26 protein-coding genes are annotated in these 25,678 nt (G+C 71.2%); 15 read left to right on the top strand and 11 right to left on the bottom strand.

All coding sequences use genetic code 11. The features are described from left to right. Window positions 1–70: 70 nt before the first annotated feature. The 3 genes from J3486_RS11660 to J3486_RS11650 all read left to right on the top strand — a co-directional run bounded on the left by J3486_RS11660 (window position 71) and on the right by J3486_RS11650 (window position 2,318). The gene (locus J3486_RS11660) at window positions 71–1,228 is read left to right on the top strand and encodes an acyl-CoA dehydrogenase family protein (protein WP_207820140.1); all 1,158 of its coding nucleotides are present in this window, start codon (window positions 71–73) and stop codon (window positions 1,226–1,228) included. A 94-nt stretch (window positions 1,229–1,322) separates the two neighbouring features. Beyond that, a complete protein-coding gene (locus J3486_RS11655; protein WP_267878182.1) occupies window positions 1,323–1,613 on the top strand; it encodes a YiaA/YiaB family inner membrane protein in 291 nt (96 codons plus the stop codon). 63 nt (window positions 1,614–1,676) lie between these two features. Beyond that, the gene (locus J3486_RS11650; protein WP_207820138.1) at window positions 1,677–2,318 is read left to right on the top strand and encodes a TetR/AcrR family transcriptional regulator; all 642 of its coding nucleotides are present in this window, start codon (window positions 1,677–1,679) and stop codon (window positions 2,316–2,318) included. Between the two features lie 3 nt (window positions 2,319–2,321). Here J3486_RS11650 and J3486_RS11645 read toward each other — a convergent pair whose 3' ends face one another. Then, window positions 2,322–2,783: a MaoC family dehydratase gene (locus J3486_RS11645; RefSeq protein WP_207820137.1), complete on the bottom strand. Its 462-nt coding sequence runs from the start codon at window positions 2,781–2,783 to the stop codon at window positions 2,322–2,324. A gap of 102 nt (window positions 2,784–2,885) precedes the next feature. Here J3486_RS11645 and soxR point away from each other — a divergent pair, with 102 nt between their 5' ends. Then, window positions 2,886–3,359, top strand: coding sequence for a redox-sensitive transcriptional activator SoxR (soxR, locus tag J3486_RS11640; protein ID WP_207820136.1), 474 nt, complete (start codon window positions 2,886–2,888; stop codon window positions 3,357–3,359). A gap of 102 nt (window positions 3,360–3,461) precedes the next feature. On the opposite strand, the gene J3486_RS11635 is transcribed toward soxR, so the two are convergent. Continuing rightward, the gene (locus J3486_RS11635; RefSeq protein WP_207820135.1) at window positions 3,462–4,529 is read right to left on the bottom strand and encodes an RNA ligase (ATP); all 1,068 of its coding nucleotides are present in this window, start codon (window positions 4,527–4,529) and stop codon (window positions 3,462–3,464) included. Between the two features lie 101 nt (window positions 4,530–4,630). Between J3486_RS11635 and J3486_RS11630 the strand changes: the two genes are divergently transcribed. After that, a complete protein-coding gene (locus tag J3486_RS11630; protein WP_207820134.1) occupies window positions 4,631–5,425 on the top strand; it encodes a hypothetical protein in 795 nt (264 codons plus the stop codon). Here the strand turns inward: J3486_RS11630 and J3486_RS11625 are convergent. Continuing rightward, the gene (locus J3486_RS11625) at window positions 5,371–6,105 is read right to left on the bottom strand and encodes a 3-keto-5-aminohexanoate cleavage protein (protein ID WP_207820133.1); all 735 of its coding nucleotides are present in this window, start codon (window positions 6,103–6,105) and stop codon (window positions 5,371–5,373) included. The genes J3486_RS11630 and J3486_RS11625 overlap by 55 nt on opposite strands. 48 nt (window positions 6,106–6,153) lie before the next feature. Here J3486_RS11625 and J3486_RS11620 point away from each other — a divergent pair, with 48 nt between their 5' ends. The 4 genes from J3486_RS11620 to J3486_RS11605 are packed head-to-tail and all read left to right on the top strand — an operon-like array spanning window position 6,154 to window position 9,276. Next, a complete protein-coding gene (locus J3486_RS11620) occupies window positions 6,154–6,666 on the top strand; it encodes a hypothetical protein (protein ID WP_207820132.1) in 513 nt (170 codons plus the stop codon). Window positions 6,667–6,725: 59 nt separating this feature from the next. After that, complete coding sequence (locus tag J3486_RS11615) at window positions 6,726–7,151, top strand: helix-turn-helix domain-containing protein (protein WP_207820131.1); 426 nt, start codon at window positions 6,726–6,728, stop codon at window positions 7,149–7,151. After that, the gene (locus tag J3486_RS11610; protein WP_207820130.1) at window positions 7,148–7,531 is read left to right on the top strand and encodes a DUF4180 domain-containing protein; all 384 of its coding nucleotides are present in this window, start codon (window positions 7,148–7,150) and stop codon (window positions 7,529–7,531) included. Before J3486_RS11615 ends, J3486_RS11610 begins: the two co-directional genes overlap by 4 nt. After that, window positions 7,528–9,276, top strand: coding sequence for an immunity 49 family protein (locus J3486_RS11605; RefSeq protein ID WP_207820129.1), 1,749 nt, complete (start codon window positions 7,528–7,530; stop codon window positions 9,274–9,276). The genes J3486_RS11610 and J3486_RS11605 overlap by 4 nt, the downstream gene beginning before the upstream one ends. A gap of 64 nt (window positions 9,277–9,340) precedes the next feature. Here the strand turns inward: J3486_RS11605 and J3486_RS11600 are convergent, their stop codons facing one another. Then, window positions 9,341–9,943, bottom strand: coding sequence for a hypothetical protein (locus tag J3486_RS11600; RefSeq protein WP_207820128.1), 603 nt, complete (start codon window positions 9,941–9,943; stop codon window positions 9,341–9,343). A 277-nt stretch (window positions 9,944–10,220) separates the two neighbouring features. Here J3486_RS11600 and J3486_RS11595 point away from each other — a divergent pair, with 277 nt between their 5' ends. After that, a complete protein-coding gene (locus J3486_RS11595; protein WP_207820127.1) occupies window positions 10,221–13,091 on the top strand; it encodes a penicillin acylase family protein in 2,871 nt (956 codons plus the stop codon). 9 nt (window positions 13,092–13,100) lie between these two features. On the opposite strand, the gene J3486_RS11590 is transcribed toward J3486_RS11595, so the two are convergent. The 3 genes from J3486_RS11590 to J3486_RS11580 all read right to left on the bottom strand — a co-directional run bounded on the left by J3486_RS11590 (window position 13,101) and on the right by J3486_RS11580 (window position 17,128). After that, on the bottom strand, window positions 13,101–14,378 hold the full coding sequence (locus J3486_RS11590) for a serine-threonine protein kinase (protein WP_207820126.1): 1,278 nt from the start codon (window positions 14,376–14,378) through the stop codon (window positions 13,101–13,103). Window positions 14,379–14,469: 91 nt separating this feature from the next. Beyond that, window positions 14,470–15,723, bottom strand: coding sequence for an MFS transporter (locus tag J3486_RS11585; RefSeq protein ID WP_207820292.1), 1,254 nt, complete (start codon window positions 15,721–15,723; stop codon window positions 14,470–14,472). 163 nt (window positions 15,724–15,886) lie between these two features. Then, window positions 15,887–17,128, bottom strand: coding sequence for an exo-beta-N-acetylmuramidase NamZ domain-containing protein (locus J3486_RS11580; RefSeq protein WP_207820125.1), 1,242 nt, complete (start codon window positions 17,126–17,128; stop codon window positions 15,887–15,889). Window positions 17,129–17,293: 165 nt separating this feature from the next. Between J3486_RS11580 and J3486_RS11575 the strand changes: the two genes are divergently transcribed. The 3 genes from J3486_RS11575 to J3486_RS11565 are packed head-to-tail and all read left to right on the top strand — an operon-like array spanning window position 17,294 to window position 20,376. Beyond that, window positions 17,294–18,079, top strand: a complete 786-nt coding sequence (locus tag J3486_RS11575; protein ID WP_207820124.1) for an SDR family oxidoreductase — start codon at window positions 17,294–17,296, stop codon at window positions 18,077–18,079. Then, window positions 18,076–19,746: a class I adenylate-forming enzyme family protein gene (locus J3486_RS11570; RefSeq protein ID WP_207820123.1), complete on the top strand. Its 1,671-nt coding sequence runs from the start codon at window positions 18,076–18,078 to the stop codon at window positions 19,744–19,746. The genes J3486_RS11575 and J3486_RS11570 overlap by 4 nt, the downstream gene beginning before the upstream one ends. A gap of 30 nt (window positions 19,747–19,776) precedes the next feature. Further along, window positions 19,777–20,376, top strand: a complete 600-nt coding sequence (locus J3486_RS11565; protein WP_207820122.1) for a TetR/AcrR family transcriptional regulator — start codon at window positions 19,777–19,779, stop codon at window positions 20,374–20,376. 71 nt (window positions 20,377–20,447) lie between these two features. On the opposite strand, the gene J3486_RS11560 is transcribed toward J3486_RS11565, so the two are convergent. Continuing rightward, the gene (locus tag J3486_RS11560; protein ID WP_207820121.1) at window positions 20,448–21,332 is read right to left on the bottom strand and encodes a LysR family transcriptional regulator; all 885 of its coding nucleotides are present in this window, start codon (window positions 21,330–21,332) and stop codon (window positions 20,448–20,450) included. Window positions 21,333–21,407: 75 nt separating this feature from the next. On the opposite strand from J3486_RS11560, the gene J3486_RS11555 reads away from it, so the two are divergent. Further along, window positions 21,408–21,554 (top strand): hypothetical protein, encoded by a 147-nt coding sequence (locus J3486_RS11555; protein WP_207820120.1) that lies wholly within the window; start codon window positions 21,408–21,410, stop codon window positions 21,552–21,554. A gap of 82 nt (window positions 21,555–21,636) precedes the next feature. Here J3486_RS11555 and J3486_RS11550 read toward each other — a convergent pair whose 3' ends face one another. The 3 genes from J3486_RS11550 to J3486_RS11540 form a co-directional block, all read right to left on the bottom strand. Continuing rightward, window positions 21,637–22,860: an acyl-CoA dehydrogenase family protein gene (locus tag J3486_RS11550; RefSeq protein ID WP_207820119.1), complete on the bottom strand. Its 1,224-nt coding sequence runs from the start codon at window positions 22,858–22,860 to the stop codon at window positions 21,637–21,639. A gap of 8 nt (window positions 22,861–22,868) precedes the next feature. Continuing rightward, on the bottom strand, window positions 22,869–23,903 hold the full coding sequence (locus tag J3486_RS11545) for a phosphotransferase family protein (protein WP_207820118.1): 1,035 nt from the start codon (window positions 23,901–23,903) through the stop codon (window positions 22,869–22,871). Window positions 23,904–24,079: 176 nt separating this feature from the next. After that, entirely contained in the window at window positions 24,080–24,376 is a 297-nt protein-coding gene (locus J3486_RS11540; protein ID WP_207820117.1) for a hypothetical protein, read from the bottom strand. 135 nt (window positions 24,377–24,511) lie between these two features. Here J3486_RS11540 and J3486_RS11535 point away from each other — a divergent pair, with 135 nt between their 5' ends. Continuing rightward, a complete protein-coding gene (locus J3486_RS11535; protein WP_207820116.1) occupies window positions 24,512–25,447 on the top strand; it encodes an NADP-dependent oxidoreductase in 936 nt (311 codons plus the stop codon). Window positions 25,448–25,678 lie beyond the last annotated feature (231 nt).

The raw sequence follows: 25,678 nt of genomic DNA, 5'->3' as shown, positions 1-25,678 counted from the left end.
GGGCTGTCAGCCAAAAACTAGCAGTGCTAATTTAAAGATGAAGCCTGCCGCACGTCCTGGGGAGTCGTCCGTGAATCTGGAGCTGAACGAGGAGCAGACGGCCGTCCGTCGGCTGGCCAAGGACTTCGTGGACCGCGAGATCGCGCCGAACGTCGTGACGTGGGACCGCGCCGAGGAGGTCGACCGCTCGATCGTCAAGAAGCTCGGCGAGGTCGGCTTCCTGGGCCTGACCATCGACGAGGAGTACGGCGGCTCGGGCGGCGACCACCTCTCGTACTGCCTGGTCACCGAGGAGCTGGGGCGCGGCGACTCGTCGGTGCGCGGCATCGTCTCCGTCTCCCTCGGCCTGGTCGCCAAGCCGATCCAGCAGTGGGGCAGCGAGGAGCAGAAGCGGTACTGGCTGCCGCGTCTCACCTCCGGCGAGGCCCTCGGCTGCTTCGGTCTGACCGAGCCCGGCCACGGCTCGAACCCGGCCGAACTCCAGACCCGGGCGGTGCGCGACGCCGCCACCGGCGACTACGTCGTCAACGGCACCAAGATCTTCATCACCAACGGCACCTGGGCCGATGTCGTCCTGCTCTTCGCCCGCACCAACGACACCCCCGGCCACAAGGGCATATCCGCCTTCCTGGTCCCCACCGACACCCCGGGCCTGACCCGCAACACCATCCACGGCAAGCTCGGTCTGCGCGGCCAGGCCACGGCCGAGATCGTCCTGGAGGACGTACGGGTCCCGGCGAGCGCCATGATGGGGCCGGAGGGCAAGGGCTTCTCCGTCGCCATGTCCGCGCTCGCCAAGGGCCGGATGTCGGTCGCCGCGGGCTGCGTCGGCATCGCCCAGGCCGCGCTCGACGCCGCCGTCGGTTACGCGGGGGAGCGCGAGCAGTTCGGCAAGTCCATCGCGCACTACCAGCTCGTCCAGGAGATGCTCTCCGACATCGCCCTCGACGTGGACGCCGCCCGCCTGCTGACCTGGCGCGTCGCCGACCTCATCGACCGCGGCGAGGACTTCACGGTCGCCGCCTCCAAGGCCAAGCTGTTCGCCTCCGAAGCCGCGGTGCGCTGCGCCAACAACGCCCTCCAGGTCTTCGGCGGCTACGGCTACATCGACGAGTACCCGGTCGGCAAGCTGCTGCGCGACGCCCGCGTCATGACCCTCTACGAGGGCACCAGCCAGATCCAGAAGCTCATCATCGGCCGCGCGCTGACGGGAGTGTCGGCGTTCTGAGGGCGTGCTGAGCGTGTTCTGAGCACCTTCTGAGTACGTGGATGAGTACCGGAGCGGATAGGGCGCGGGCCCTGTCCGCTCCATGCTGTCGGGCATGAGTGAGACACCGGTCAAGCAGAGCAACACCGCGGCCTTCTACGGGCAGGCCGTCGCGTCCTTCGCCGTCGCGCTCGCCGCGGTCTCCGTCGGGATCTACAGCCTCGACGCGAGCGGCTGGATCAGGGCCTTCCTGGCCATCTCCGTCCTCTATCTGACGACGTCGGCGTTCACCCTCGCCAAGGTGATCCGGGACCGCCAGGAGGTGGGGCAGATCGTCAGCCGGGTCGACCAGGCCCGCATCGAGAAGATCCTCGCGGAGCACGATCCGTTCAAACCCGTCGCCTAAGCGCCCGCTCACCCCGGAGGGTATGGTGAGGCCGAGCCTCACCGACAGGATGCGAGCGCAGCGATGACGCAGGACGAGCGGGTCACCGACCAGCAGCCCGACGACGAGATGCCCTGGGCCGAGGTCACTCCCGACGCCGCCCGGCGGCTGCTCGTCGCCGCGGTGGAGGCGTTCGCCGCACGCGGATACCACGCCACCACGACCCGGGACATCGCGAGCCGGGCCGGCATGAGCCCGGCCGCGCTCTACATCCACTACAAGACCAAGGAGGAGCTGCTCCTCCGGATCAGCCGCATCGGCCACGAGAAGGCGCTGGAGATCCTGCGCCGCGCGGCCGACGGCGAGGGCACGGCCACCGAGCGGCTCGCGGAGGCCGTGCGCTCCTTCGTCCGCTGGCACGCGGGACACCACATGACCGCTCGGGTGGTCCAGTACGAGCTGGACTCCCTCGGCGAGGAGCACCGCCCGGAGATCGTGGCGCTGCGCCGGCAGAGCGACGCCGCGGTGCGCGAGATCATCGACGACGGCGTGAAGACCGGCGAGTTCTACGTCCTCGACGTGGCCGGGACGACGGTCGCGATCCTCTCGCTCTGCATCGACGTGGCCCGCTGGTTCAACACCCAGGGCCGCAGGACGCCCGACGAGGTCGGCGCGTTCTACGCCGACCTCGTCCTCAGAATGGTCGGGGCCGGTGCCCCGCGGTAGCGCTCAGAGGTAGTAGCGGGAGACCGACTCGGCGACGCAGACCGGCTTGTCGCCGCCCTCCCGCTCGACCGTGAAGGCCACGGCGAGCTGCACGCCGCCCGGCACGTCGTCCACGGACGTGATCTTCGCGGTGGCCCGCAGCCGGGAGCCGACCGGGACCGGCGCGGGGAAGCGCACCTTGTTCGTCCCGTAGTTGACTCCCATCTTCATGCCCTCGACCGAGAGCAGCTGCGGGCCGAACAGCGGCAGCAGCGACAGCGTCAGATAGCCGTGCGCGATCGTCGTGCCGAACGGCCCGTCCTTCGCCCGCTCCGGGTCGACGTGGATCCACTGGTGGTCGCCCGTGGCCTCGGCGAACCGGTCGACGCGGCTCTGCTCGATCTCGACCCAGTCGCTGTACCCGAGCTGCTCGCCGACGGCGCCCTTCAGCTCGTCGACGTCCTTGAAAACCCGCGGCTCCGCCATGGTCACAACCTCCACCATCGAAATGCCTGCATGAGACTGATGTGTCTAAGCGCTTGCTCAGCATGCTAACAACGGGGGAGTCCTGCGACTAGGCTCGGCCGGGTGCCACAGATCCCGGAGAAGATCCACGAGCTCACCGTCGGCCAGCTCTCGGCCCGCAGCGGCGCCGCCGTCTCCGCGCTGCACTTCTACGAGGCCAAGGGCCTGATCACCAGCCGCCGCACCTCCGGCAACCAGCGCCGCTACTGTCGCGACACCCTGCGCCGCGTCGCCTTCATCCGCGCCGCGCAGCGCGTCGGCATCCCGCTGGCGACGATCCGTGACGCCCTCGCCGAGCTCCCCGAGGAGCGCACCCCGAACCGCGAGGACTGGGCGCGCCTCTCGGAGAACTGGCGCTCCGAACTGGACGAGCGGATCACGCAGTTGAGCCGACTGCGCGACCACCTCACCGACTGCATCGGCTGCGGCTGCCTCTCGCTGCAGACCTGCGTGCTGTCCAACCCGGACGACGTCTTCGGCGAACGCCTCACGGGTTCGCGGCTGATGGCGGAGCGCCGGGAGCGCCCCGCCTCCTGAGAGCCTGGGTCTGCCCCCCCGTCTGCGCAGCGGCGTCCGGTGCGCCGGCCCTTCGGGCGGACGACGAGGGGGCAGGCCCAGGCTCTGACGCCGACCGGGACGTCACTCGTACTCGGTACCGCCCTTGCGCGTCAGGTACGCGGGGCTGACCGCCTTGGCGACGGCGCGGCCCCCGGTGACCGGGCTGTACCGCTCGGCGGCGGCCCGGATCACCACGCCCTCGCGCAGATGCAGGGCGCGGCCGGACACCGTCTCCCGCCCGCTCGCCAGCTCCTCGATCCGCGCGATGTCGTACGGGCCCGTGAACAGCCGCGGCACCAGAGGCAGTTCACCGTCGAGCAGGGCCGCAGGGTCCAGCCAGGCCAGCTGCCCGTCGATCTCGGCGGCCACGTCGAAGACCGCGTACCCGAGGGTGTCCCTGCGGCCGTCGGCGCCGTACGTCAGGTCCTGCACCCCGTCCCCGTACACCTCGCCGAAGACGCCGACGCGCGCCGCGCCGAGCCGGGCGGCCAGCCGGGCCGCGACGTCGGGGACGCCGTACCCGCGCACGGCCCGCCAGTACAGATTGCGCGCGTCCTCTTTCAGGGCCAGCGACCTGGCGCCGAAGCCCTTCGAGGACACGAGGGTCATGCCGCTCGCGGCGACATGGGTGACCAGGCACGCGGTCCCGTGCAGCTTCTCGGTGACGACGACCGGCTCACCGGGCGCGAAGACGTCCGGGTAGCGCTTGATGTTCTCGATCTCCACCCAGGGCAGCAGATCCGGTGCGGGCTCGACGTCGCCGCTCATCGTCGGCGGGATCGGCGGCACCCACTTGGTGATGCCGAGCGCCTCGGCGAAGTCCGTGCCCTCGGCCGCGGCGGCCGCCAGATCGACATCGGCCAGCGCCCCGGGCCGGCACACGATCCCCTGCGACAGCTCCCCGCGCAGCCGTACCGCCTTCACCCGGTCCGCGTTCCCGCCGGCCAGGCGGCCCGTCAGCCCCAACTCCTCGATGAGCGCGGCCGGGAGCACCGACTGCTCGGGGATGTACACGGCGGTGTCCCCGGTGCGGTAGACGCCCTTGGCGACGACGGCCCGGTACAGGCCGACCTGCGCCAGTTCGAGGGCGTCGGCGTTCGGGTGCGGATGGACGGTCAGGGTCTCGGCGGTGACGCGCAGAGTGGACATGCCACGGTGCTCCTCGTGCGGTGGACGGACATCGGCCCCGACTGTCCGCGCCCACAAACACCTGGAGCCAGCGGTTTTCCGCCTGCTACCGTCGCCCGGCCATGGACACGACCACGCCGCGCACCACCCCGCGCACCGCCCGGCTCACCGCCGCCCTCGACCGGATCGGCGAGGTCTTCGGCGGCATGACCGCCTCCCCGGACGAGACCGGTTGCACGTTCTGCTACGCCCCGGAGGACATCGCGCTGTTGCGGCAGCCGGACGTGCCGCTGCCGGAAGACCTGCTGCGGAGCTTCTTCCACGAGGTCCCCGACCACTTCGACGACCACGCGGCCGTCCTGCGCCGCCTGCTGCCCCAGTTCACGCGGTGGCTCGCCGACGGGAGCGAGGCCGGATCCCTCGGATACGGCCCCTGCGGCCTGGGTCGTACCCGCTGGCCCGAGACCTGGCCGCGCCTACAGGCCGACGCCGTACGGGAGTTCATCGACGCCTGGTGGGACGACCTGCTCAGCGCCGGGCCGGACGCGCGTTACGACATCGACGACGCCTTCTCGTACGCCGCCTGCATGGGCGGCACGATCACACCGCTCCTGGAGCGCTGGAGCAGGGACCCGCTGGGCGGCCCCGCCGACCGGGCGCTCGCGTCCGCCTGCGCGCACTGGGACACCGACCTGCTGGAGGACGACTACGGCCTGAGCGTCTTCCTCTGGTGGCAGTGGTTCGACCGCCCCGAGCCGGTCGCCGAGTTCCAGACCTGGCTCGTGGAGCACGCCCCGGCCCGCCTGCGGGCGGGCGGGGCCGACGAGGACCTGATCACCCGGATCGGCCTGCTCGCGCTGCCCTACGACGCGCGCTGGGCCGATCCGCACTGGGAGAGCGCCGCCGCCACCAACTGACCGTTCCCGCACGCCCGTTCACCGGTCGGCAGGAACAGGGTGTCCTCCAGGCCGATCCGCGTCGCGAGCCCCGAGCGCAGCGCCAGACCCAGCACCGGCCAGGCCCCGGCGTCCTCCCCGTGCAGCAGCACCGGTCTGCCGTGGGCGTCGCCGATCGCCTTCAGCAACGTAGAAGCCGATTCCTCCACGGTCGCCGGATCGGTGTCCGTCACCTCGGCGAGCACCCGCAGCACCCGCCCGGCCAGCGGGGACGCCGCGAACCGCTCCGGCCCGTCCGTGCCCGACCACAGCCCCGCCTCCACGCCCACGCCGCGCTCCAGCAGCGCCGCGGCCACCTGCTCCGCGCCCTCCTCGTGCCAGTTCACCGACGCGTGGTCCGGCAGCGTCGTCCAGGAGCGGATTCTCGCCACCCGCGCGACCGGGTCCGGCTCCGCCCACGCTCCCGTCGTCACCCCGACCGGAACGGGGACCCGCGCCCGGACCGCGTCGAGCGTCGCCGCAACCGAACGCGGCGACAACGTGTCTTGTCCACAAGGGGACTTGGGGTGAACATGCACATCCGACGCACCGGCCGCGACCGCCGCTCCGGCGGACTCCGCCAGCGCGCCGGGCGACAGCGGCACCACCGCTCCGTCGGCGGCGCCCCGCGCACCGTTCAGACACACCTGTACGAACACCATGCAGCCGATGGTGACAGCAGCCACTGACAACGGGGGAGTGGGAAGGACATGGCAGTAGCGGTCAGCTCACTGAAGTTCGAGGCCGCCCGCACGGGCGCGCAGAAGATCACCTACGACAGCGACGGTTACCACCTCGTGCGGTTCCCGTACGAGGCGACCGAGGAGTCGTACGACCCCTGGAAGATGCACGACCCCTCCGGCGGCGGGGGCTCCTCGACGTACCCGGACGCCCGCTCCGGCCTGATCTGGCCGAGCCACGACGGCTGGGGGATGTTGTCCGCGCTCGTCTTCTGGGAGCCGGACGACCGGGCCACCGAGTACCGGGCCCGCTTCGTGCGCGACCCGCTGGGCCTGTCGACCGGGTACGACTCCACGGCCACCACCGACACCCCGGCCACCGGCGGCGGCCAGTACCGCTCCTACCTGTGGCAGATGTTCGTGCACCCGGGGACCCCGGTGGGCCTGAAGGTCTCGGCCCGCCGGGGCGGCACGAACATCGCCGTGCCGATCCAGATGGCCGAGTTCAAGCTGGCGATCCACACCGAGGTGATCCGTCCCTGATGGTTCCCTAGAAGTACTTAGAATTACCTCGATGAGTAGGGTTGAGGTACGTTGAGGGAGTGCAGCGACAGTACTACTCCCTCGATCAGGTGGCCGATCTGCTCGGGCTCCACGTCCGGACCGTGCGCGGTTACGTGCGGGACGGACGGCTGAAGGCGTCCCAGGTCGGCCGTCGGTACCGCGTCACCCGTGAGGACCTGGAGGCGTTCACCGGCGCTCCGGCCGCGCCCGCGCGCCCCGCCGGGGCGCCGCACGCCGAGGCGTCCGTCATCGTCCAGGTCGACGGGGTCGACGCGCAGGCGGCGATGCGGCTGTCCAACACCGTCGTCGCGAGCGCGGGCGGCCGCAGGGAGGGCGCGCGGCTGCGCGTCGAGACCGTCTACGACGAGGAGCGCGCCGCGCTGAAGGTCGTCGTGCTCGGCGGACTCGCCGACGCCGCCGAGCTGCTGAAGATCGTCGACACCCTGGTGGAGGACCCCCGATGACGGAACCGGCTTTCACGGTAAGCGAGTTGGCAGGCGTGACCGTTCTCGTCTGCGGCCCCGACGGGCCGCCGCTCGGCGACGAGCGGGCCGCGCTCGACCTGATCGGCGACGCGGGCTACCAGGGCGCACGCTGGGTCGCCGTGCCCGTGCAGCGGTGCACCGACGACTTCTTTCGGCTGCGCACCCGGGTGGCGGGCGGCATCGTGCAGAAGTTCGCCAACTACCGCCTCGGACTTGCGGTGTTGGGCGACATCTCGGGGTACGTCGCCGACAGTGCGGCGCTCGCCGACTTCGTCAGGGAGAGCAACCGCGGGGCGCAGCTGTGGTTCCTGCCCGATGTCGAAACGTTCGCGGCGCGCCTCGTAGAGTCGGGGGCGTGACGCCACACGACACGCCTGACTCGCATCTGCCCCAGCTCACCGGCGCTCAGGCCGACCGCCTGCGCGCCCTGGTCACCGACGATCTGCGCGCCCGCTCCGGCGCGTTGCCCACCGTCGTCGGCGACACGGCGCTGTCCGAGGGGCACCGCCACCCGCTGACCAACCTGGCGCAGCGCTGCCGCGTCACCCCCGAGGACGAGTGGCCCGCGATGGTCGAGGAGCACTTCGCGCGCCTGTCCCGGTCGTCCGCGGGCGGCGAGAGCGCCGAGGAACTCCTGGAGCGGACCGTGCTGCGGCTCGTCCCGCCCGGCACGGTCCCCGCCGAGGCGGCCGACGGATACACCTACCTGCGAGGCGTCGCCGAGGGACTGAACCTCGCGCTCGCCCTCGACGCGCCCACCTCGGTGCGGCTGCTCACGGACGCCGACGTGGAGCGGGCCGGCGCCGACGCGCTGTGGGCCGCCGCCGAGCGCAATCTCGTCCGCGAACCCGTGCGGCACGAAGAGGTCCGGCTCGACGGGCACCCCGTCCTGTACTCCGTGTACGGGGACTCGCCGTTCGTCTCCACCAAGGCGCTGATCCTGCCCGAACTGATCGCCGAGGCCACCGGCAGGCGGATGCCGATGGCCGGCGCGCTGGTGGTCGTGCCGACGCGGCACCTGCTCGCCTTCCACCCGATCGTCGACGGCAGCGCGGTCGACGCCGTCAACGACCTTGCCACGTACGCCGTCAAGGCCCACGAGGACGGGCCGGGATCGCTGTCGCCGCGCGTCTACTGGTGGCACGACGGACGGCTGACCACGCTCACCGTCATCGACCACGAGACGCGCACGTTCAGCCAGCAGCCTCCCGCCGGACTCCTCGCCGTTCTGCGGTCGATGCGCGCCCTCGACCGGGCCGGGCGGCTCGTCACGGCGGCGCGGGACACGGAGGTCCCGCGCCTCTCCGACGCCACCGTCGCACTGCTCGACGCGGCGGCCGTCGCCCCCGACCGGCTGCCCGACGCCTTCGCCTCCGCCGTCACCCTGGCCCACGCGCGCGCGGCCGACGACCCGCGCGCGAGCCTGCTGGAGAGCTGGGACGCCTGGGTGATCGCGGCACTGCTCGGCACCGCGCTGTTCGCCGGGACCAAGGAGGTCACCACGCTGTTCGAGGAGCGGGAGGTGACCGTGCCCGCCACCGGGCCCGGGGTGCGCGGCGACGCACGTGCCTGGCTCGACGCCTTCTACGTCAGCCTCGTGACCCGTGAGCGCGCACGCACGCAGGCGCTGTGCGAGGTGCCGCTCGACGCGCTGCGCGGCAGCGGCCCCGACGCCACGCCCGTCGACGACCATGTCCTGCACTTCGTCGACACCCTGCAGTCCTACTGGCTGCACCGGCCCGTCGACGACGTGGTGGCGAAGCTCGCCGCCGCGATGGACGCCTCGTACCCCGAGAAGGCGACGCTCGCGCCGAAGGACTTCGTCAACCACGTCGAGTACCAGCCGATCGCGCTCTTCCACCGGCTGCTCACACAGGAGCACGACAAGTTCTCCGCCGCGCTCGCGCAGGCCCTGGAGGACCATGCCCGGTACTGGGGGGACAGCACGGCGCCGCGCTCCCGGGTGGCGCTCGGGCCGCTCGCGCTGGCCTGTCTCGCGTACGACATGGAGTTCCCGGTCGGCACCGACCACGACCGTCTGCCGCGGTATCTGCTCGACCGCTCGCGCCTCGAAGTGATTCCGGGTTCGCTCGCGGACGGCTGAGAGGGCCCGGATGAAACCGGGGGTGCGTCGGTGGCCGTGGGGTCCGGCCCGCACCCCCGTCGCGCTATGCCGAGACCAGCAGCCGCACGCGCCTGGCCTCGGCCAGGGCTGCGGGTGTGAGAACGGGCCGCGGCACGACGATGCCGCAGTGGGTGCAGACGGGGCCCGACGACGGTTCGTGCGCCAGGTCGTGCTTCCAGACGAGCCCACGGTCCGCGCAGACCGGGCAGCAGTCCCCCGGGTCGCGCTCCAGCGCCTCGATCAGCCGGCGGAGAACATCGGCCAGCGGCTCCGTGGGGTGCACCGACGGGTCGTCGCACCAGGCGACTCCGAAGCCGCCCCAGGTCAGCCGGTGCCAGTCGTCCACGCTGCCCGGGCGGCGCAGCCCGTCGTGCTTCTCCTTGCGCCTGCGCTCCGCGAAGGCGACTTCGTAGGCGAGCCAGACGGCCCGCGCCTCTTCGAGCTCCTCCAGCGCCGCGACCAGTCGGGCCGGGTCGGGGGAGCGGTCCTCGGGTCCGAAACCGGCCCGGGAACTCAAGTGGTCCCAGGTCGCACGGTGTCCGTAGGGAGCAAATCTCTCCAGGCACTTACGCAGTGAATAGCGCCGCAGTGCCAGATCGCCCTGCGGATCGCGCACCTGTCTTGCCAGACTCCGGAATCCTGCCATCGCCCTGCACCTCCGTCACACGTACGTCGGCGTCGCCGCAGACATGAATCGCCATGGGCAGCGCTGCCGAGTAGACGTATCGACACGCGATTCGGATCCCTTCGCGGGCCGCCGGATCCCATCGGTTTTCCGATGGGGTCCATCACCGGCACCTTCTGGGGCCGGGGACTTGCCGAGTGTTCCCTGTGGTGATTCCGAAAACGTGACGCATGTTCATCTTCTGTCGTTGGCTAACCGCCGGTAACCTCCGGCACATCCATCGTCGGGAGGACCAGGCATGCGACGACGCATTCCACGAACCACCCTGCACAGAAGTCCTTTGAGGAGACTTACGGCCGCCGCGGCTCTCGTGCTCACCGCGGGACTTGTCTCCCCGCTGACGGCGTCGACGGCGGGCGCCGCCGACGACCCCGTACCGGTCACCGACTACTGCGAAGGGCAGTGCGCGGACATCCTGCCGCCCGGAGCGAACGGCAGCGCCACGCTCGCCGAGATCCTCGGCAACAAGCTGTTCGGCACCCAGCCCGCGCACGCCGACGATCAACTCGGTCCCTATGACGCGCTGTCGTCCGGGTATCCGACCCTGACGGACGACACACTCACGAACTTCTTCAACGACTCCTCCTTCGGTGTCCCGGACGCTCAGGTCGCTTCCGTCACACGCCCCCGCGACGACGTGACGATCACCCGTGACAAGAAGAACGGAATACCCCACATCAAAGGTTCCACGCGCTACGGAACCGAATTCGGCGCCGGCTACGCCGCAGGTCAGGACCGTATGTGGCTGATCGATCTGTTCCGCCACATCGGCCGCGGCGAGCTGACGTCCTTCGCCGGCGGCGCTCTTGCCAACCAGGGCCTGGAGCAGGAGTTCTGGCCGCAGGCCCCGTACACCGAGGAGGACCTGCAAAAGCAGGTCGACTTCATCAAGAGCCGGGGCGGCGACCGCGGCAAGCAGGCGATGGAGGACGCGCAGGCCTACATCGACGGCCTCAACGCCTACCGCGTGAAGTCCAAGAACGGCCGCTACTTCCCCGGCGAGTACGTGCTCACCGGCAAGATCGACGCCATCACCAACGTGGGCGAGATCCAGCCGTTCAAGGTGACCGACATGATCGCGCTCGCCTCGGTCGTCGGCGGCCTGTTCGGCAACGGCGGCGGAGGCGAGGTCGGCCAGGCCCTCTCCCTGATGAAGGCGCAGGAGAAGTACGGCGTCGAGAAGGGCACCCAGGTCTGGGAGTCGTTCCGCGGCCGCAACGACCCCGAGGCCGTCACCACCGTCCACGACGGCACGAGCTTCCCGTACGGCGCCAAGCCCGCGGACGCCCGCGGCCAGGCCCTCCCCGACAAGGGATCCGTCGAGCCCGAACAACTGGTCTACGACCGCACCGGCTCGGCCGCGACCGAGTCCGTCAAGAGCGGCACCGTCGCCGAGGACCCGGTGAAGGCGCCGAAGAGGCTCAAGCCGCTGCAGGGCATGTACGACGACGGGGTGCTCCCCGCCGACCTGTTCTCCGGCGCCGCGTCCGGCACCCGCAAGGGCATGTCGAACGCCCTGCTCGTCTCCGGCGCCCACACCGCGTCCGGCCACCCGGTCGCCGTCTTCGGCCCGCAGACCGGCTACTTCGCGCCGCAGCTGCTGATGATGCAGGAGCTGCAGGGCCCCGGCATCAGCGCGCGCGGCGTCTCCTTCGCCGGCGTCGGCATGTACATCCAGCTCGGCCGTGGCCAGGACTACGCCTGGTCGGCGACCTCGGCGGGACAGGACATCACGGACACCTACGCGGTCCAGCTGTGCGAGCCGGACGGCTCCGCGCCGACCAAGCGGTCCACGGCGTACCTCTACCACGGCACCTGTACGCCGATGGAGCGGCTGGAGAAGAAGAACGCCTGGTCGCCGACCGTCGCCGACTCCACGGCCGCGGGCTCCTACCGCATGCAGGTGTTCCGCACGAAGTACGGCATCGTCACGGACCGCGCGACGGTCGACGGCAAACCCGTCGCGTACACCTCGCTGCGCTCCACCTACCGCCACGAAGCCGACTCGATCATCGGCTTCCAGATGCTCAACGACCCGTCGTACGTCAAGGACGCCACGACCTTCCAGAAGGCGGCGCAGCACATCAGCTACGCCTTCAACTGGTTCTACGCCGACGCGCGCGACATCGCCTACTACAACAGCGGCACCAACCCGGTGCGCGCGGACGGCGTCGACATGTCGCTGCCCGTGAAGGCCGAACCGGCCTATGAATGGCGGGACTTCGACCCGACGGACAACACGGCCGCGTACACGCCGCCGGACCAGCACCCGAACTCGGTCGACCAGGACTACTACGTCTCCTGGAACAACAAGCAGGCCAAGGACTTCACCGCGGCGAACTTCAGCCTCGGCGCGGTGCACCGCGCCGATCTGCTCGACGGCCGCGTGAAGAAGCTGACCGAGGCGGGCGGTGTCACCCGGGCCTCGCTCACCCGGGCCATGGAGGAGGCGGCCGTCACCGATCTGCGCGGCGAGCAGGTGCTCCCGGAGATCCTGAAGGTGATCCGCAGCAAGCCCGTGGACGACCCGCAACTGGCCAAGGCCGTCGCGCAGTTGGAGGCCTGGCTGAAGGCAGGCGCCCAGCGCAACCAGACCGCGGCCGGGTCCAGGACGTACGCCCACCCCGACGCCGTACGGATCATGGACGCGTGGTGGCCGAAGCTGGTCGAGGCCGAGTTCAGGCCGGGGCTCGGCGACGACCTGTACACGGCGCTCACCGGCGAGCTCTCCGTCGACGAGTCCCCGTCCGCCGGGCACGGGCCCACCGGCTCGCACGCCGGGTCCGCGTTCCAGTACGGCTGGTGGGGCTATGTCGACAAGGACCTGCGCACGGTGCTCGGGTCACCGGTGCGGGGCAGGCTCGGCGCCACCTACTGCGGCGCCGGTGACCTCTCCGCCTGCCGGGACGTGCTCCTGAAGTCCCTCGCGACGGCCGCGGCCGAGCCCGCCACCGAGGTCTACCCCGGCGACGACACCTGCAAGGCCGGGGACCAGTGGTGCGCGGACACCATCGTGCACCGGGCGCTCGGCGGCATCACGCACCGCTCGATGCAGTGGCAGAACCGGCCCACCTACCAGCAGGTGGTGGAGTTCCCGGCGCACCGGTAGCGCGCCCCGTCACCCGACCCTTCCGGCGCTCAGCACGACGCGTGCCAGTTCCTCGTGGCAGATGTCGCTGTGGGCGCCGGAAGGCGGCGGCCCGTTGCGCACCACCTGCGCCGCGTCCACGCTGACGCACCCGGTGCCGGGCACCCCGCCCCGCAACACCTCGGCCAGCGACTTCCGGACCGCCCCGTCCACCTCCAAGATCCCGTCGTGTCCCGTGGCACCCCAGCGCACGCCCAGGTCGACGAGGCCCCGGTCGTCGTCCGAGAGCCGGGACGCCATCGGGTAGAGCACGCTCAACGCGGTGTCGAAGCTGGAGTAGCAGCTCACCAACGGGCCGTCGATCCGGCTCTGCCGCCCGTTGAGCACCCCGCGGCGGGCGAACGCGTAATGGGAGAAGGCCCCTTCGAGGAGCGTCACCGACTTCACGTTCCGCGTGCCCGCGGGGAGCCCGGCCAGCGCGAACGACACGAGCCGCGCACCGAAGCTGTGCCCCACCAGATGCACCCGGACGTCCTTCGCCTCGGTGGCCAGCCGTCCGAGCGCCGGACCGAGACCCTTCTGCCCGACCGTGCCCGCACGCTTCTTCATGGCGAAGTACGTGGCCTGGCGCAGGAGTTCGCGCGCGCCGTGCCACGCGCGGGTCACTCCGCCGGGCAGGGTGAACGAGGCGACGTCGTGCGCCGTGGCCGCCAGGGCGTCGGCGAACTGCAGGCAGACGGTCCGGGTGTCCTTCTGGAACATGGTCAGCGCGCTGTGCGCCGACAGCTCCTCCACCGTGTCGGCCGCGATCCCGTCGGACCGGACCCCGGTCAACTGCCGTACCAGGCCGCCGAACTCGTCGAAGGAGTCCGGGGGCTGCCGGTCGAGCAGTCCGGTGATCCGGTCGATCAACGGCTCGTTGCCGGGGAAGGTCGCGCCGAGGGCCCGCCGGGTCGCCGCGTCCAGTGACACGCCCGGCGCCGGGGCCGGTGCGGCGGCCGCCGACGGGTCGAAGTTCGGGATCGTCTCGTCCGTGAACCGCATCGACGGCCACACCACCCCGACGTACCCGAGGTGCGCGTGCGGCGCGAGCGAGGGGAACGGAGCGAAGAAGCGGTCGTAGAGGCGGGTCGCGATGTCGTGGTCGTTGTTCCAGCCGTGCGCGAGGAACACGAGATCGCGCACCCCGCGCTCGCGCACCTCACGCAGCAGTGTGTCCCGTTGCGCCGGGTTCGGATCCCCGTCGGCGTCGAACGTCAGCTCCCAGTAAGGACGTACGTGAACTTCGGGTGCTCCCTGTGCAGCCATGGCCAACCCCCGTGGCAGTGGTCCGTGCGGTGTGCCGCATCGTCCCGCCGCGCACGGGGGTTGGCCATACGCGCGTCAACGCCAGCCGGAACTAGGCGAGTTCACGCTCCCGTGTCTCCGGCAGCGCCAGTACGCACAGCAGCGAGACGACGGCCATCGCGCTGACGTACCAGCCCACCGACGCGGATCCGAACGAGCCCTGCAGCCGTGTCGCCACCAGCGGGGCCACCGCGCCGCCGAGCACACCGCCCAGGTTGTACGCGAAGGAGGCGCCCGAGTAGCGCACCCGCACCGAGAACAGCTCCGGCAGGTAGGCGCCCATCGGGCCGTACACCACGCCCATGCAGAACAGGGCGCCGCCGAGCGCGAGCGCGATCAGCACCGGCTGCCCGGAGTCCATCAGCGGGAACAGGGCCAGGCCCCACGCGACCGCGATCCCGGAGCCGATCAGCACCGTCTTGCGGCGGCCGCCCGCGTCCGACCGGGTCGCCGCCAGCCAGGTGCCGGCGGCCAGGAAGAGACAGGCCACGAGCTGGGTGGTGAGCATCGTGCCGCGCCCGATACCGAGCGTCTTCGTGCCGTAGGCGAGGCAGTAGGTCGTGGCCGTGTAGAAGAGCCCGTAGGCGATGATCATGCCGCCCGCGCCGAGCAGGATCTCCTTCGGGTGCCGCTTGAACACCTCCAGGGCCGGTGCCCTGCTGGCCTCCTGATCGTCCATCACCTTCTGGAAGACCGGCGTCTCGCTGATCTTCAGGCGGACGAACAGGCCGACGGCGACGAGCAGGAACGAGAGCAGGAACGGCACCCGCCAGCCCCACGCCTTGAACGCGTCGTCGGACAGCGATTCCGAGAGCAGCCAGAAGATGCCGGTCGCCGCGAAGAAGCCGACGGACGGGCCGAGTTGGGGGAACGCGGCGAACAGTCCGCGTCTGCCGCGCGGCGCGTGCTCCACCGCGAGCAGCGCGGCGCCGCCCCACTCGCCGCCGAGCCCGACGCCCTGGAGGAAGCGCAGCAGTACGAGCAGGATCGGCGCCCACACGCCGAGCGTGCCGTAGCCGGGCAGCAGTCCGACGCACGCCGTCGACAGGCCCATCAGCAGCAGCGACGCCACGAGGACGGACTTGCGGCCCACGCGGTCGCCGAAGTGTCCGAAGACCAGCGAGCCGATCGGCCGGGCGGCGAACGCGACCGCGTACGTCGAGAAGGAGGCCAGGGTGCCGTTGAGGTCGGAGAGGTTCGGGAAGAACGCGTCGTTGAGCACGAGCGCCGCGGCCGTTCCGTAGACGTAGAAGTCGTAGAACTCGATCGCGGTCCCGATGAAACTGGCGACCGCGACGCGGCGCAGGCTCTCCGGTTCGGACGGTCCGGATTCCTGCGCCGCGGCGGCCGACGCCGCGTCTTCCCTGAGTGAGTCGTCTTTGAGCACGAGCCGACTGTGATTGTCCGTGTACGGTCCAGTCAATATTCTGGGACGGCTGTCCCAGAATCCGAGACCCGCCGTTCGGCCGCTACTTGTACGTGAGGTACGTGCGCCGTACGTCCCGGAACGCCGCCAACTCCTGCTGCCAGGCCCCCACGACCTCGTCGGTGGAGGCGCCCGCGTCGATCATCGTGCGTACCTGGGTCGAGCCGGTGAGCTTGTCGATCCAGTTGTCCGAGCGCCAGGCGAAGCCGCTCCACACCTGCTTCGCGGTGACGAGCAGCGCGATGCCCGTGCGGATCGGGTCGAAGGACTCCCGGTCGTCGACATGGAGCTGCACGCCGCCGATCGTCCTGCCCTGGAACTTGGAGAACGTCGGCGCGAAGTACGCCTCCCTGAAGTGCACGCCGGGCAGGGCGAGTTCATTGGCGGCGGCGGCCCACTTGTGGTCGATGCCGTCGGCGCCGAGCAGCTCGAAGGGGCGCGTCGTGCCGCGGCCCTCGGAGAGGTTCGTGCCCTCGAACATGCAGGTGCCCGAGTAGACGAGCGCGGTGTCGGGCGTCGGCATGTTGGGGCTCGGCGGCACCCAGGGCAGGCCCGACGCGTCGTAGAAGTCGCGGCGCTTCCAGCCGGTCATGGGGACCGTGGCCAGCTCGACGGGGGAGGACAGGTACTCGCCGTTGAAGAGGCGGGCCAGCTCCGTGACCGTCAGGCCGTGCGCCTGGGAGATCTCCCTGCGGCCCACGAAGGTCGCGAACTCCTTGTGCAGGACCGGGCCGTAGGCGCCCCGCCCGGTGATCGGGTTCGGCCGGTCGAGGACCACGAACTTCTTGCCCGCGAGCTGCGCCGCCTCCATGCAGTCGTACAGCGTCCAGATGTAGGTGTAGAAGCGGGCGCCCACGTCCTGGATGTCGAAGACGACCGTGTCGACGCCGGACGCGGTGAAGACGTCCGCGAGCGGCTGACCGCTCTTCAAGTACGTGTCGTAGACCGGGAGTCCGGTCGCCGGGTCGTCGTAGCGGCCCTCCGAACCACCCGCCTGCGCGGTGCCCCGGAAGCCGTGCTCGGGCCCGAACACCGCCTTCAGGTCCACGCGTTCGTCGCCGTGCATCACATCGACGATGTGCCGCACGTCGCGCGTGACACCGGTCGGATTGGTGACGACGCCGACCTTCTGGCCGTCGAGGAGCGCGTACCCGTCACCCGCGAGCCGCTCGAAGCCGGTGCGCAGCTTCCCCGGTGCGGCGGACGCGGGACTCGCCGCACCCAGCGCGCCCGTCGCTCCGACCCCCGCGCCCGCCGCGAGCAGCACCCGTCTCGACACGTTCATGCAAAGACCTCCGTGATCACCGGAACCGGCATGTCCATGCACGCTAATGCGTGATCCGTCCGGCGGGAACGAACCGCGCAAGGATCACCGTCCTGAACCCCTTCCCCGGCTCCATACCGACTGGTTAGTCTGCTCGGGCAACCACAGCTGTGTCGAAGGAGACCGATGGTGGAAACCCCACAGGGACTGCCCCAGGAACTGCGCGGTCAGGCAGTCGTCGTGACCGGCGCGGGCGGCGGGATCGGCGCCGCGCTCGCCCGCCGGTTCGCCGCCGCGGGAGCCCGCGTCGTCGTCAACGACGTCGACGCCGGGAAGGTCGCGGCGGTCGCCGAGGAGATCGGCGCGACCGCGGTCCCCGGCGACGCCTCCACCATCGTCGAGCAGGCCCGCGACGCCCTCGGCGGCACCGTGGACGTCTACTGCGCCAACGCGGGCCTGGCCTCCGGCGGCACCGAGGCCGCCCCCGAGGAGGTGTGGGCCGCGGCCTGGGACGTGAACGTGATGGCGCACGTCCGCGCCGCGCACGCCCTGCTGCCGGACTGGCTGGAGCGCGGCAGCGGCCGCTTCGTCTCCACCGTCTCCGCGGCCGGCCTGCTCAGCATGGTCGGCGCGGCCCCGTACAGCGTCACCAAGCACGGCGCGTACGCCTTCGCCGAGTGGCTCTCGCTCACGTACCGGCACCGCGGCCTGAAGGTCCACGCGATCTGTCCGCAGGGCGTGCGCACCGACATGCTCACCGCGTCGGGATCGGCCGGTGACCTGGTCCTCGCGCCGACCGCCATCGAGCCGGACGACGTCGCCGACGCACTGTTCGCCGGGATGGCCGACGACCGCTTCCTGATCCTGCCGCACCCCGAGGTCGCCGGGTACTACGCGGCCCGCGCCGCCAAGCCCGACGCCTGGCTGACCAACATGAACCACATCCAGCAGAAGTGGGAGGCCGCCCAGTGACCACCTCGCCCTACGCGGCCCGGCCCTGGCTCGGCGTCCTCAACGACGCGCAGAAAGCCCCCGTCACCCCGGCCGCCACCGTCGCGCACGCCTTCGCCGACGCGGTGCGCCGCGCCCCCGACACCACGGCCCTCGCCTACTTCGACGGGCGCCTGACGTACGCCGAGGTGGACGCCCTGTCCGACTCGGTCGCCGGACACCTCGCCGAGCGCGGACTGGCCCGCGGCGACCGCGTCGCGATCATGCTGCAGAACTCGCCGCACTTCGTGCTCGCGCTGCTCGGCGCCTTCAAGGCGGGCGCGGTCGTCGTCCCGGTCAACCCGATGTACAAGTCGGGAGAGGTCGGCCACGTCCTGCACGACGCCGAGGTGACCGGCCTGATCTGCTCGGACCGCGCCTGGGAGGCGTATCTGCGCGACACCGCCGCCGACTCTCCGGTACGGATCGTGCTGACCGCCTGCGAGCTGGACCTGCAGACGCGGAACGACGAGCGGGTCCTGAACTTCGCGCGCGTCACCCCGGCCGCGACCGACGCCGACGACCTCGTCACCGTGGCCCGCGCCGGCCACAAGGCGCCCGCGGACCGGGAGCTGACCGGCGACGACATCGCGCTGATCAGCTACACGTCGGGCACCAGCGGCACCCCGAAGGGCGCCACGAACCTGCAGCGCAACATCACCTACAACGCGGAGCGCCAGCGCACCGGCCTCGGTCTTCCCGAAGGGGCCACGTACTTCGCGCTCGCGCCGCTCTTCCACATCACCGGCATGGTGTGCGAGCTGGTGGCGTCCTTCGCCAACGCGGGCACCCTCGCGCTCGCCTACCGCTTCGAGCCCGGCGTCGTCCTCGACGCGTTCGCCGAGCACCGGCCCGCCTACACCGTCGGCCCGTCCACCGCCTTCATGGCGCTCGGCGCCCAGCCGCAGGCGACCCGCGAGCACTTCGCGTCCTTCGCGTCGATCTCCTCGGGCGGTGCCCCGGTGCCGCCCGCGCTGGTGGAGAAGTTCCGCGACGCCTTCGGCCCGTACATCCACAACGGTTACGGGCTCACCGAGTGCACCGCGCCCTGCGCGTCCGTGCCGCCGGGCGTCGAGGCCCCGGTCGACCCGGTCTCCGGCACCCTCGCCGTCGGCGTCCCCGGCCCCGACTCGGTCGTCCGCATCGTCGACGACCTCGGCCGCGACGTCCCCTTCGGGGAGCAGGGCGAGATCGCGGTGCGCGGCCCGCAGGTCGTGCCCGGCTACTGGCGCAGGCCCGAAGCGACCCAAGAGGCGTTCCCCGACGGGGAGTTGCGCACCGGCGACATCGGCTTCATGGACGAGAACGGCTGGCTGTACGTCGTCGACCGCAAGAAGGACATGATCAACGCGTCCGGCTTCAAGGTGTGGCCGCGCGAGGTCGAGGACGTCCTGTACACGCACCCCGCGGTCCGCGAGGCGGCCGTCGTCGGCATCCCTGACGCCTACCGCGGCGAGAGCGTGAAGGCGTACGTCAGCCTGCGTCCCGGCGCGGAGGCGAGCCCCGACGAGCTCTCCGCGTACTGCAAGGACCGGCTCGCCGCGTACAAATATCCGCGGGAGGTGGAGGTCCTGCGCGAGCTGCCCAAGACGGCAAGTGGGAAGATCCTCCGACGGGAACTGCGTTCCCCCTCAACCAACGGTCAGTAGATCAGCAGAAGTGAAAGGCAGGTGGCGGCAGTGGCCAGGACGACGAAGGACGGCGGCGACGGCACGCCCGTTCCCAGGCGCCTGATCGCGGCCGCCACCCGGCTCTTCGCCGAGCAGGGCTACGACCGCACGTCGGTGCAGGAGATCGTGGAGGCGGCGGGGGTCACCAAGGGTGCCCTCTACCACTACTTCGGCTCCAAGGACGATCTGCTGCACGAGGTGTACGCGCGGCTGCTCCGCCTCCAGCAGGAGCGGCTCGACGCGCTCGCGGACCGCGACGAGCCCGTCGAGCGGCGGCTGCGCGAGGCGGCGGCCGACGTGGTCGTCACGACCATCGAGAACCTCGACGACGCGTCGATCTTCTTCCGGTCCATGCACCACCTCAGCCCCGAGAAGAACAAGCAGGTACGGGCCGAGCGGCGCCGCTACCACGAGCGGTTCCGGGCGCTGATCGAAGAGGGGCAGAAGACCGGCGTCTTCTCGACGGCGACCTCCGCGGACCTGGTGGTCGACTACCACTTCGGCTCGATCCACCACCTGTCCACCTGGTACCGGCCCGACGGGCCGCTCACCCCGCAGGAGCTCGCCGACCAGCTGGCGGATCTGCTGCTGCGGGCGCTGCGCCCGTAAGAGCACGTGCCTGGACCCCCGTCTGCGCACCGGACACCGCCGCGCCCGCCCTTCGGACGGACGACGGGGGTTCAGGCACAGGCTCCGAGCCGCGAGAGTCTGCCCAGCAGCGCCTCGGCCGCCGGATTGCGCGGCCGGGGCGCACGCCCCGCGAGCACCACGGTGCGGCCCGGCTCCGGCTGCCGGATGGTCACGCACGGCAGGCCGGCCGCCTCCCCGATCCGCCGCGGCACGATCGCCACGCCGATCCCGGCCCGCACCAGATCCACCAGCAGCCCGATCTGCGTCACGTCGCACGTGATGCGCCGCTCCAGACCGCAGTGCGCGGCAAGCCGGCGCACCGCGGACTCCAGACCCGTACCGGCCTTGAAGTCGATGAACGGCTCGTCCGAGAGATCCCTGATCAGCGTGCGCCCGGCCGAGGCGAGCGGATGCCCCGGCGCGGTGATCAGCACGAGATCCTCCCGCCAGGTCCCGAACGCGGCCATCCCGTCCGGGAGTTGACGCGCGTCGGGCGCCAGGAAGGCCAGATCGAGCTCGCCGGCCCGCAGCCCGTCCATCAGCTCCGCCACGGGCGCCTCCCGCACGGACACCTGGATGCCGGGGAACTCCCGGTGGAACGCGGCCAGTTCGGCCGCCAGATCCACACAGGTCAGGGTCTGGATGGTGCCGATCGCCAGCCGCCCGGTACCGAGCCCGGACACCTGTGCCACGGCCTCCTTCGCCGCGACGGCCCCGGCGAGCAGCTGCCGGGCCTGCGGCAGCAGCGCGCGGCCCGCCTCGGTGAGCACGACGCGGCGGCCCGTCCGGTCGAACAGCTCCGCGCCCAGCTCCCGTTCGAGGTTGCGCACGGAGGTGCTGAGCGCGGACTGCACGATGAGCTCGGCGCGGGCCGCCGCGGTGAAACTGCCCTCGTTCACGACCGCCACGAAGTGGCGCAGCTGACGTATCTCCACCCATCGATTCTATGGATGCGACCGAGCGAAACGATCTGTTGGACGGGGGAGACGGGCGCGGCGAGTGTGGAGCCCATGGACCACGTACCCGCCCTCTGGACCTCCTCCTACGCTCCCCGCGTCCCGGCCGCCGTCCGCGTCCTGTCCCGCGCCCTGCTGCGCGTACGGTGCTTCGCGCGGCGACTGGCGCTGCTGGACCACACGGTGGGCGGCGGCTATTGACCGCCCCTGCGGAAAAACGGATCCGGCTGCGGGTTCGGTGGGGGCGCGAGCAGCCACCAGGTGACCCGCACCCGGCAACGGACTAGGCGAACCGCTTCAGCTCCCGCCGGGCCAGCGATCGCTGGTGCACCTCGTCGGGCCCGTCGGCCAAGCGGAGCGTCCGCGCTCCGGCCCACAGCTCCGCCAGCGGATAGTCCTGCGAGACACCACCGGCACCGTGCAGCTGCACCGCCTGGTCGATGATGTCGACGACCGTGCGCGGCGTCGCGATCTTGATGGCCTGGATCTCGGTGTGGGCGCCGCGGTTGCCGACGGTGTCCATCAGCCACGCGGTCTTCAGCACGAGCAGCCGCAACTGCTCCACCGCGACCCGCGCGTCCGCGATCCACTCCTGCACCACACCCTGCTGCGCGAGCGGCTTGCCGAAGGCCGTCCGGGTTACGGCCCGCTGACACATCAGGTCGATCGCCCGCTCGGCCATGCCGATCAGCCGCATGCAGTGGTGGATCCGGCCCGGACCGAGCCGCGCCTGGGCGATGCCGAATCCGCCGCCCTCCTCGCCGATGAGGTTCGCCGCGGGAACGCGCACGTGATCGAAGACGATCTCGGCGTGCCCGCCGTGCCAGTGGTCCTCGTACCCGTACACGGTCATCGCCCGGCGCACCTCGACGCCCGGGGTGTCGCGCGGCACGAGCACCATCGACTGCTGCCGGCGGATGTCGGGACCGTCGGGGTCGGTCTTGCCCATGACGATGAAGATGCGGCAGTTCGGGTTCATGGCGCCGGAGATGTAGAACTTCCGGCCCGTGATGACGTAGTCGCCCGACCCGTCGGAGGCCCGCTCGATGTGCGTCGTGATGTTCGTGGCGTCCGAGGAGGCTACCTCCGGCTCGGTCATCGCGAACGCGGACCGGATCTCCCCGGCGAGCAGCGGCTCCAGCCACTGCTTCTTCTGCGCGTCGTCACCGAACTGGGCGAGCACCTCCATGTTCCCGGTGTCGGGCGCCGCGCAGTTCAGCGCGGTCGGCGCCAACTGCGGGGAACGGCCGGTGATCTCGGCGAGCGGCGCGTACTGGAGGTTGGTGAGCCCGGCCCCGTGCTCGGCGTCCGGCAGGAACAGGTTCCACAGTCCCTGCCGGCGCGCCTCGGCCTTGAGCTCCTCGACCACGGCCGGGGTCTCCCACGGCGAGTCCAGCGCGGCGCGCTGCTCGGCGGCGACGGCCTCCGCCGGGTGGACGTGCTCGTCCATGAAGGCGAGGAGCTTGCCGCGCAGCTCTTCGGTACGGGCGTCGAATGCGAAGTCCATGACGGGGGTCAGCCTTTCTGGGACTGGAGGGTGTCGGTGCCGCGCGCGATGAAGACGGGGACGAGCTCGCCGATCCGGTCGAACCCGGCGCCGACCGTCTGGCCGAGCGTGTAGCGGTAGTGGATGCCCTCAAGGATCACGGCGAGCTTGAACCAGGCGAACGCCGTGTACCAGGCGACCGCCGACACGTCGCGCCCCGAGCGCGCGGCGTACCGTTCGATCAGCTCGTCGGGCGACGGGTGGCCCGCGGCCGAAGCGGTCGTGGAGATGGGGGAGTCGGGCAGTTCGAGCCGGGCGCTGTACATGACGAGGAGCCCGAGGTCGGTGAGCGGGTCGCCGAGCGTCGACATCTCCCAGTCGAGCACGGCCTTGATCCGGTCCACACCGTCGGCGTCCTGACGGACGAGGACATTGTCGAGCCGGTAGTCGCCGTGCACGATCGTCGGCGTGGGAGAGTCGGGCAGCGCACGGCCGAGCGCGGCGTGCAGCTCGTCGATGCCGGGCAGGTCGCGGTTGCGGGAGGCATCCAACTGCTTGCCCCAGCGCCGCAGTTGACGGTCGAGGAAGCCCTCGGGCCGCCCGAAGTCGGCGAGGCCCACCGCGGCCGGATCGACCGCGTGCAGATCGACGAGCGTGTCCACGAGCCCGAGCACGGCGGCCCGGGTCCGCTCGGCGCCGAGCGGGGCGAGCTGCCCGGCGGTCCGGTACGGCGTGCCCTCGACGAACTCCATGACGTAGAACGGCGCCCCGACGACACTGTCGTCCTCGCACAGCAGTAGCGCCTTCGGCACCGGCACGGGCGTGTCGTGCAGCGCCGCGATGACCCGGTGCTCGCGCTTCATGTCGTGCGCGGTGGCCAGCACGTGCCCGAGCGGCGGGCGCCGCACCACCCACTTCGACGTCCCGTCCCCGACCTCGTACGTGAGGTTGGAGCGTCCGCCCTCGATGAGCCGCCCGGTCAGTGGTCCGCCGACCAGGCCGGGGCGCTCACGGTCGAGGTGGGCGCGCAGCTGGTCGAGGTCGAGACCTGGGGGGTGACTCATCGTGGTCCTCCACGCGTCGAGATGAACAACGGAACTCATCATGCCGACCAGTCGGTATGCCGTCCAGTGGCTGACCGAAACGTGATCGTTCTTACGGCACCCACCGTGCCCTGTCCGCCCGGCGAACGAAAGGGCCCGGCGCCGAGTGCGCCGGGCCCGTTCGCGGTGCGGGAGGGTCAGTGGTCGTCCCAGTGTCCGTCGTGCTCCGCGTGCCGGTGGCTGTCGTGGACGTAGTCGACATGGTCCCCGTGCGTGACGGCCTCGTGCCCGCAGCCCTCGCCGTGCCGGTGCTCGTGTCCCTCGTGCGCGACGTGGCCGCCCGGCTCGCACTCGTCCCAGTGGCCGTCGTGCTCGGCGTGCAGATGCCCGTCGTGCGCGTAGTCGACGTGGTCGCCGTGCGGCACCGCCGGGTGGCCGCACGAGGGGCCGTGGGTGTGCGCGTGGACGGGGTGCTCCTGGTGGAGGGTGGTCATGGTGCTCACCTTCGGAGACGCATGGGCAGGAAGATCGAGAATGCTGAGAATGACGAGCGTGCCGGTAATGCCCTCTCAGGCTAGACCGGGCTAGTCCGAAATGCCGCGAAGACCCGGTTGTGGGAACCTCCGGCCATGAAGGCGATCACATACCGCGCGTACGGCGGCCCGGACGTTCTCGAGTACGGAGAGGTGCGCGACCCGAAGGTCGGCCCCGACTCCGTCCTGGTCAAGGTCAGGGCGGCATCGGTGAACCCGGTCGACTGGAAGTGCCGCGAGGGGTATCTCGACGGCATCCTCGACCCCGTCTTCCCGGTGATCCCCGGCTGGGACGTGTCCGGTGTGGTGGTCCAACCCGGCGCCGCCGTCACGGAGTTCGCCACCGGTGACGAGGTCATCGGGTACGTGCGCGAGGACTTCCTCTCCCGCGGCACCTTCGCCGAGTACGTGGCCGCGCCCGTGCGCACGCTGGCCCGCAAGCCCCGCAATCTCACCTTCGAGGAGGCCGCGGGCCTGCCGCTGACCGGGCTCACCGCGCTCCAGGTGCTGACCCGGGCGCTGGAGGTCACGGAGGGCGACGTGGTCCTGGTGCACGCGGCGGCGGGCGGTGTCGGTTCCCTCGCCGTCCAGATCGCCCGGCACCTCGGCGCGCGGGTCATCGGCACGGCGAGCGAACGCAATCACGCGTACGTACGTGAACTGGGCGCCGAGCCCGTCGAGTACGGCGACGGACTCGCGGACCGGGTCCGTGCGCTGGTCCCCGAGGGCGTGGACGCGGCGTTCGACACCGTCGGCGGCGACACGCTCCGCGTCTCCGCGGACCTGCTGGCCCCCGGCGGCCGACTCGCCTCCATCGCCGACGGCGAGGTGATCTCCCTGGGCGGCCGCTACTGCTTCGTCCGCCCGGACGCCGCCGACCTGGCCCGTCTCGCGGATCTCGCGGAGCAGGACGTGGTGACGGTGAACGTCGAGCGGACGTTCCCCCTGGAGGCGGCGGCGGACGCGCACCGCCTGAGCGCGGAGGGGAAGGTGCGGGGGAAGGTGGTGGTGACGGTGCCGTGGGAGGACTAGGCATTCGGGGGCCGAGACGTCACGTCGGGTGCGGGTTCGGTGGGGGCCGGTCGCGCCCCGTGGCGGAACCGCTGACGGACACGGCCCCGCGCCCCTGAAGGCATGCGCTGACGCGCAGCCTTCCCCGAGGGAGATGCGCACGCAGTGCGCATCTCCCGGGGTGCGGGGAACCGCGCGACCGGCCACGGACGACCCGCACCCGTCTGACAAGCGATCCCGGCAGGCGAGAAG

Source organism: Streptomyces sp. VRA16 Mangrove soil, from assembly GCF_017377775.1.
Taxonomy (GTDB): Bacteria; Actinomycetota; Actinomycetes; order Streptomycetales; family Streptomycetaceae; genus Streptomyces.
This window is presented reverse-complemented; position numbering and strand designations above follow the sequence as displayed.

What these genes read in the sequence shown, in the direction of transcription:
- J3486_RS11645 (WP_207820137.1), bottom strand. Translation starts at nt 2,783, where the DNA reads ATGGCGGAGCCGCGGGTTTTCAAGGACGTCGACGAGCTGAAGGGCGCC.
- J3486_RS11595 (WP_207820127.1), top strand. Translation starts at nt 10,221, where the DNA reads ATGCGACGACGCATTCCACGAACCACCCTGCACAGAAGTCCTTTGAGG.
- J3486_RS11655 (WP_267878182.1), top strand. Translation starts at nt 1,323, where the DNA reads ATGAGTGAGACACCGGTCAAGCAGAGCAACACCGCGGCCTTCTACGGG.
- J3486_RS11550 (WP_207820119.1), bottom strand. Translation starts at nt 22,860, where the DNA reads ATGGACTTCGCATTCGACGCCCGTACCGAAGAGCTGCGCGGCAAGCTC.
- J3486_RS11630 (WP_207820134.1), top strand. Translation starts at nt 4,631, where the DNA reads ATGGACACGACCACGCCGCGCACCACCCCGCGCACCGCCCGGCTCACC.
- J3486_RS11610 (WP_207820130.1), top strand. Translation starts at nt 7,148, where the DNA reads ATGACGGAACCGGCTTTCACGGTAAGCGAGTTGGCAGGCGTGACCGTT.
- J3486_RS11635 (WP_207820135.1), bottom strand. Translation starts at nt 4,529, where the DNA reads ATGTCCACTCTGCGCGTCACCGCCGAGACCCTGACCGTCCATCCGCAC.
- J3486_RS11575 (WP_207820124.1), top strand. Translation starts at nt 17,294, where the DNA reads ATGGTGGAAACCCCACAGGGACTGCCCCAGGAACTGCGCGGTCAGGCA.
- J3486_RS11650 (WP_207820138.1), top strand. Translation starts at nt 1,677, where the DNA reads ATGACGCAGGACGAGCGGGTCACCGACCAGCAGCCCGACGACGAGATG.
- J3486_RS11625 (WP_207820133.1), bottom strand. Translation starts at nt 6,105, where the DNA reads ATGGTGTTCGTACAGGTGTGTCTGAACGGTGCGCGGGGCGCCGCCGAC.
- J3486_RS11580 (WP_207820125.1), bottom strand. Translation starts at nt 17,128, where the DNA reads ATGAACGTGTCGAGACGGGTGCTGCTCGCGGCGGGCGCGGGGGTCGGA.
- J3486_RS11555 (WP_207820120.1), top strand. Translation starts at nt 21,408, where the DNA reads ATGGACCACGTACCCGCCCTCTGGACCTCCTCCTACGCTCCCCGCGTC.
- J3486_RS11600 (WP_207820128.1), bottom strand. Translation starts at nt 9,943, where the DNA reads ATGGCAGGATTCCGGAGTCTGGCAAGACAGGTGCGCGATCCGCAGGGC.
- J3486_RS11540 (WP_207820117.1), bottom strand. Translation starts at nt 24,376, where the DNA reads ATGACCACCCTCCACCAGGAGCACCCCGTCCACGCGCACACCCACGGC.
- J3486_RS11620 (WP_207820132.1), top strand. Translation starts at nt 6,154, where the DNA reads ATGGCAGTAGCGGTCAGCTCACTGAAGTTCGAGGCCGCCCGCACGGGC.
- J3486_RS11545 (WP_207820118.1), bottom strand. Translation starts at nt 23,903, where the DNA reads ATGAGTCACCCCCCAGGTCTCGACCTCGACCAGCTGCGCGCCCACCTC.
- J3486_RS11590 (WP_207820126.1), bottom strand. Translation starts at nt 14,378, where the DNA reads ATGGCTGCACAGGGAGCACCCGAAGTTCACGTACGTCCTTACTGGGAG.
- J3486_RS11535 (WP_207820116.1), top strand. Translation starts at nt 24,512, where the DNA reads ATGAAGGCGATCACATACCGCGCGTACGGCGGCCCGGACGTTCTCGAG.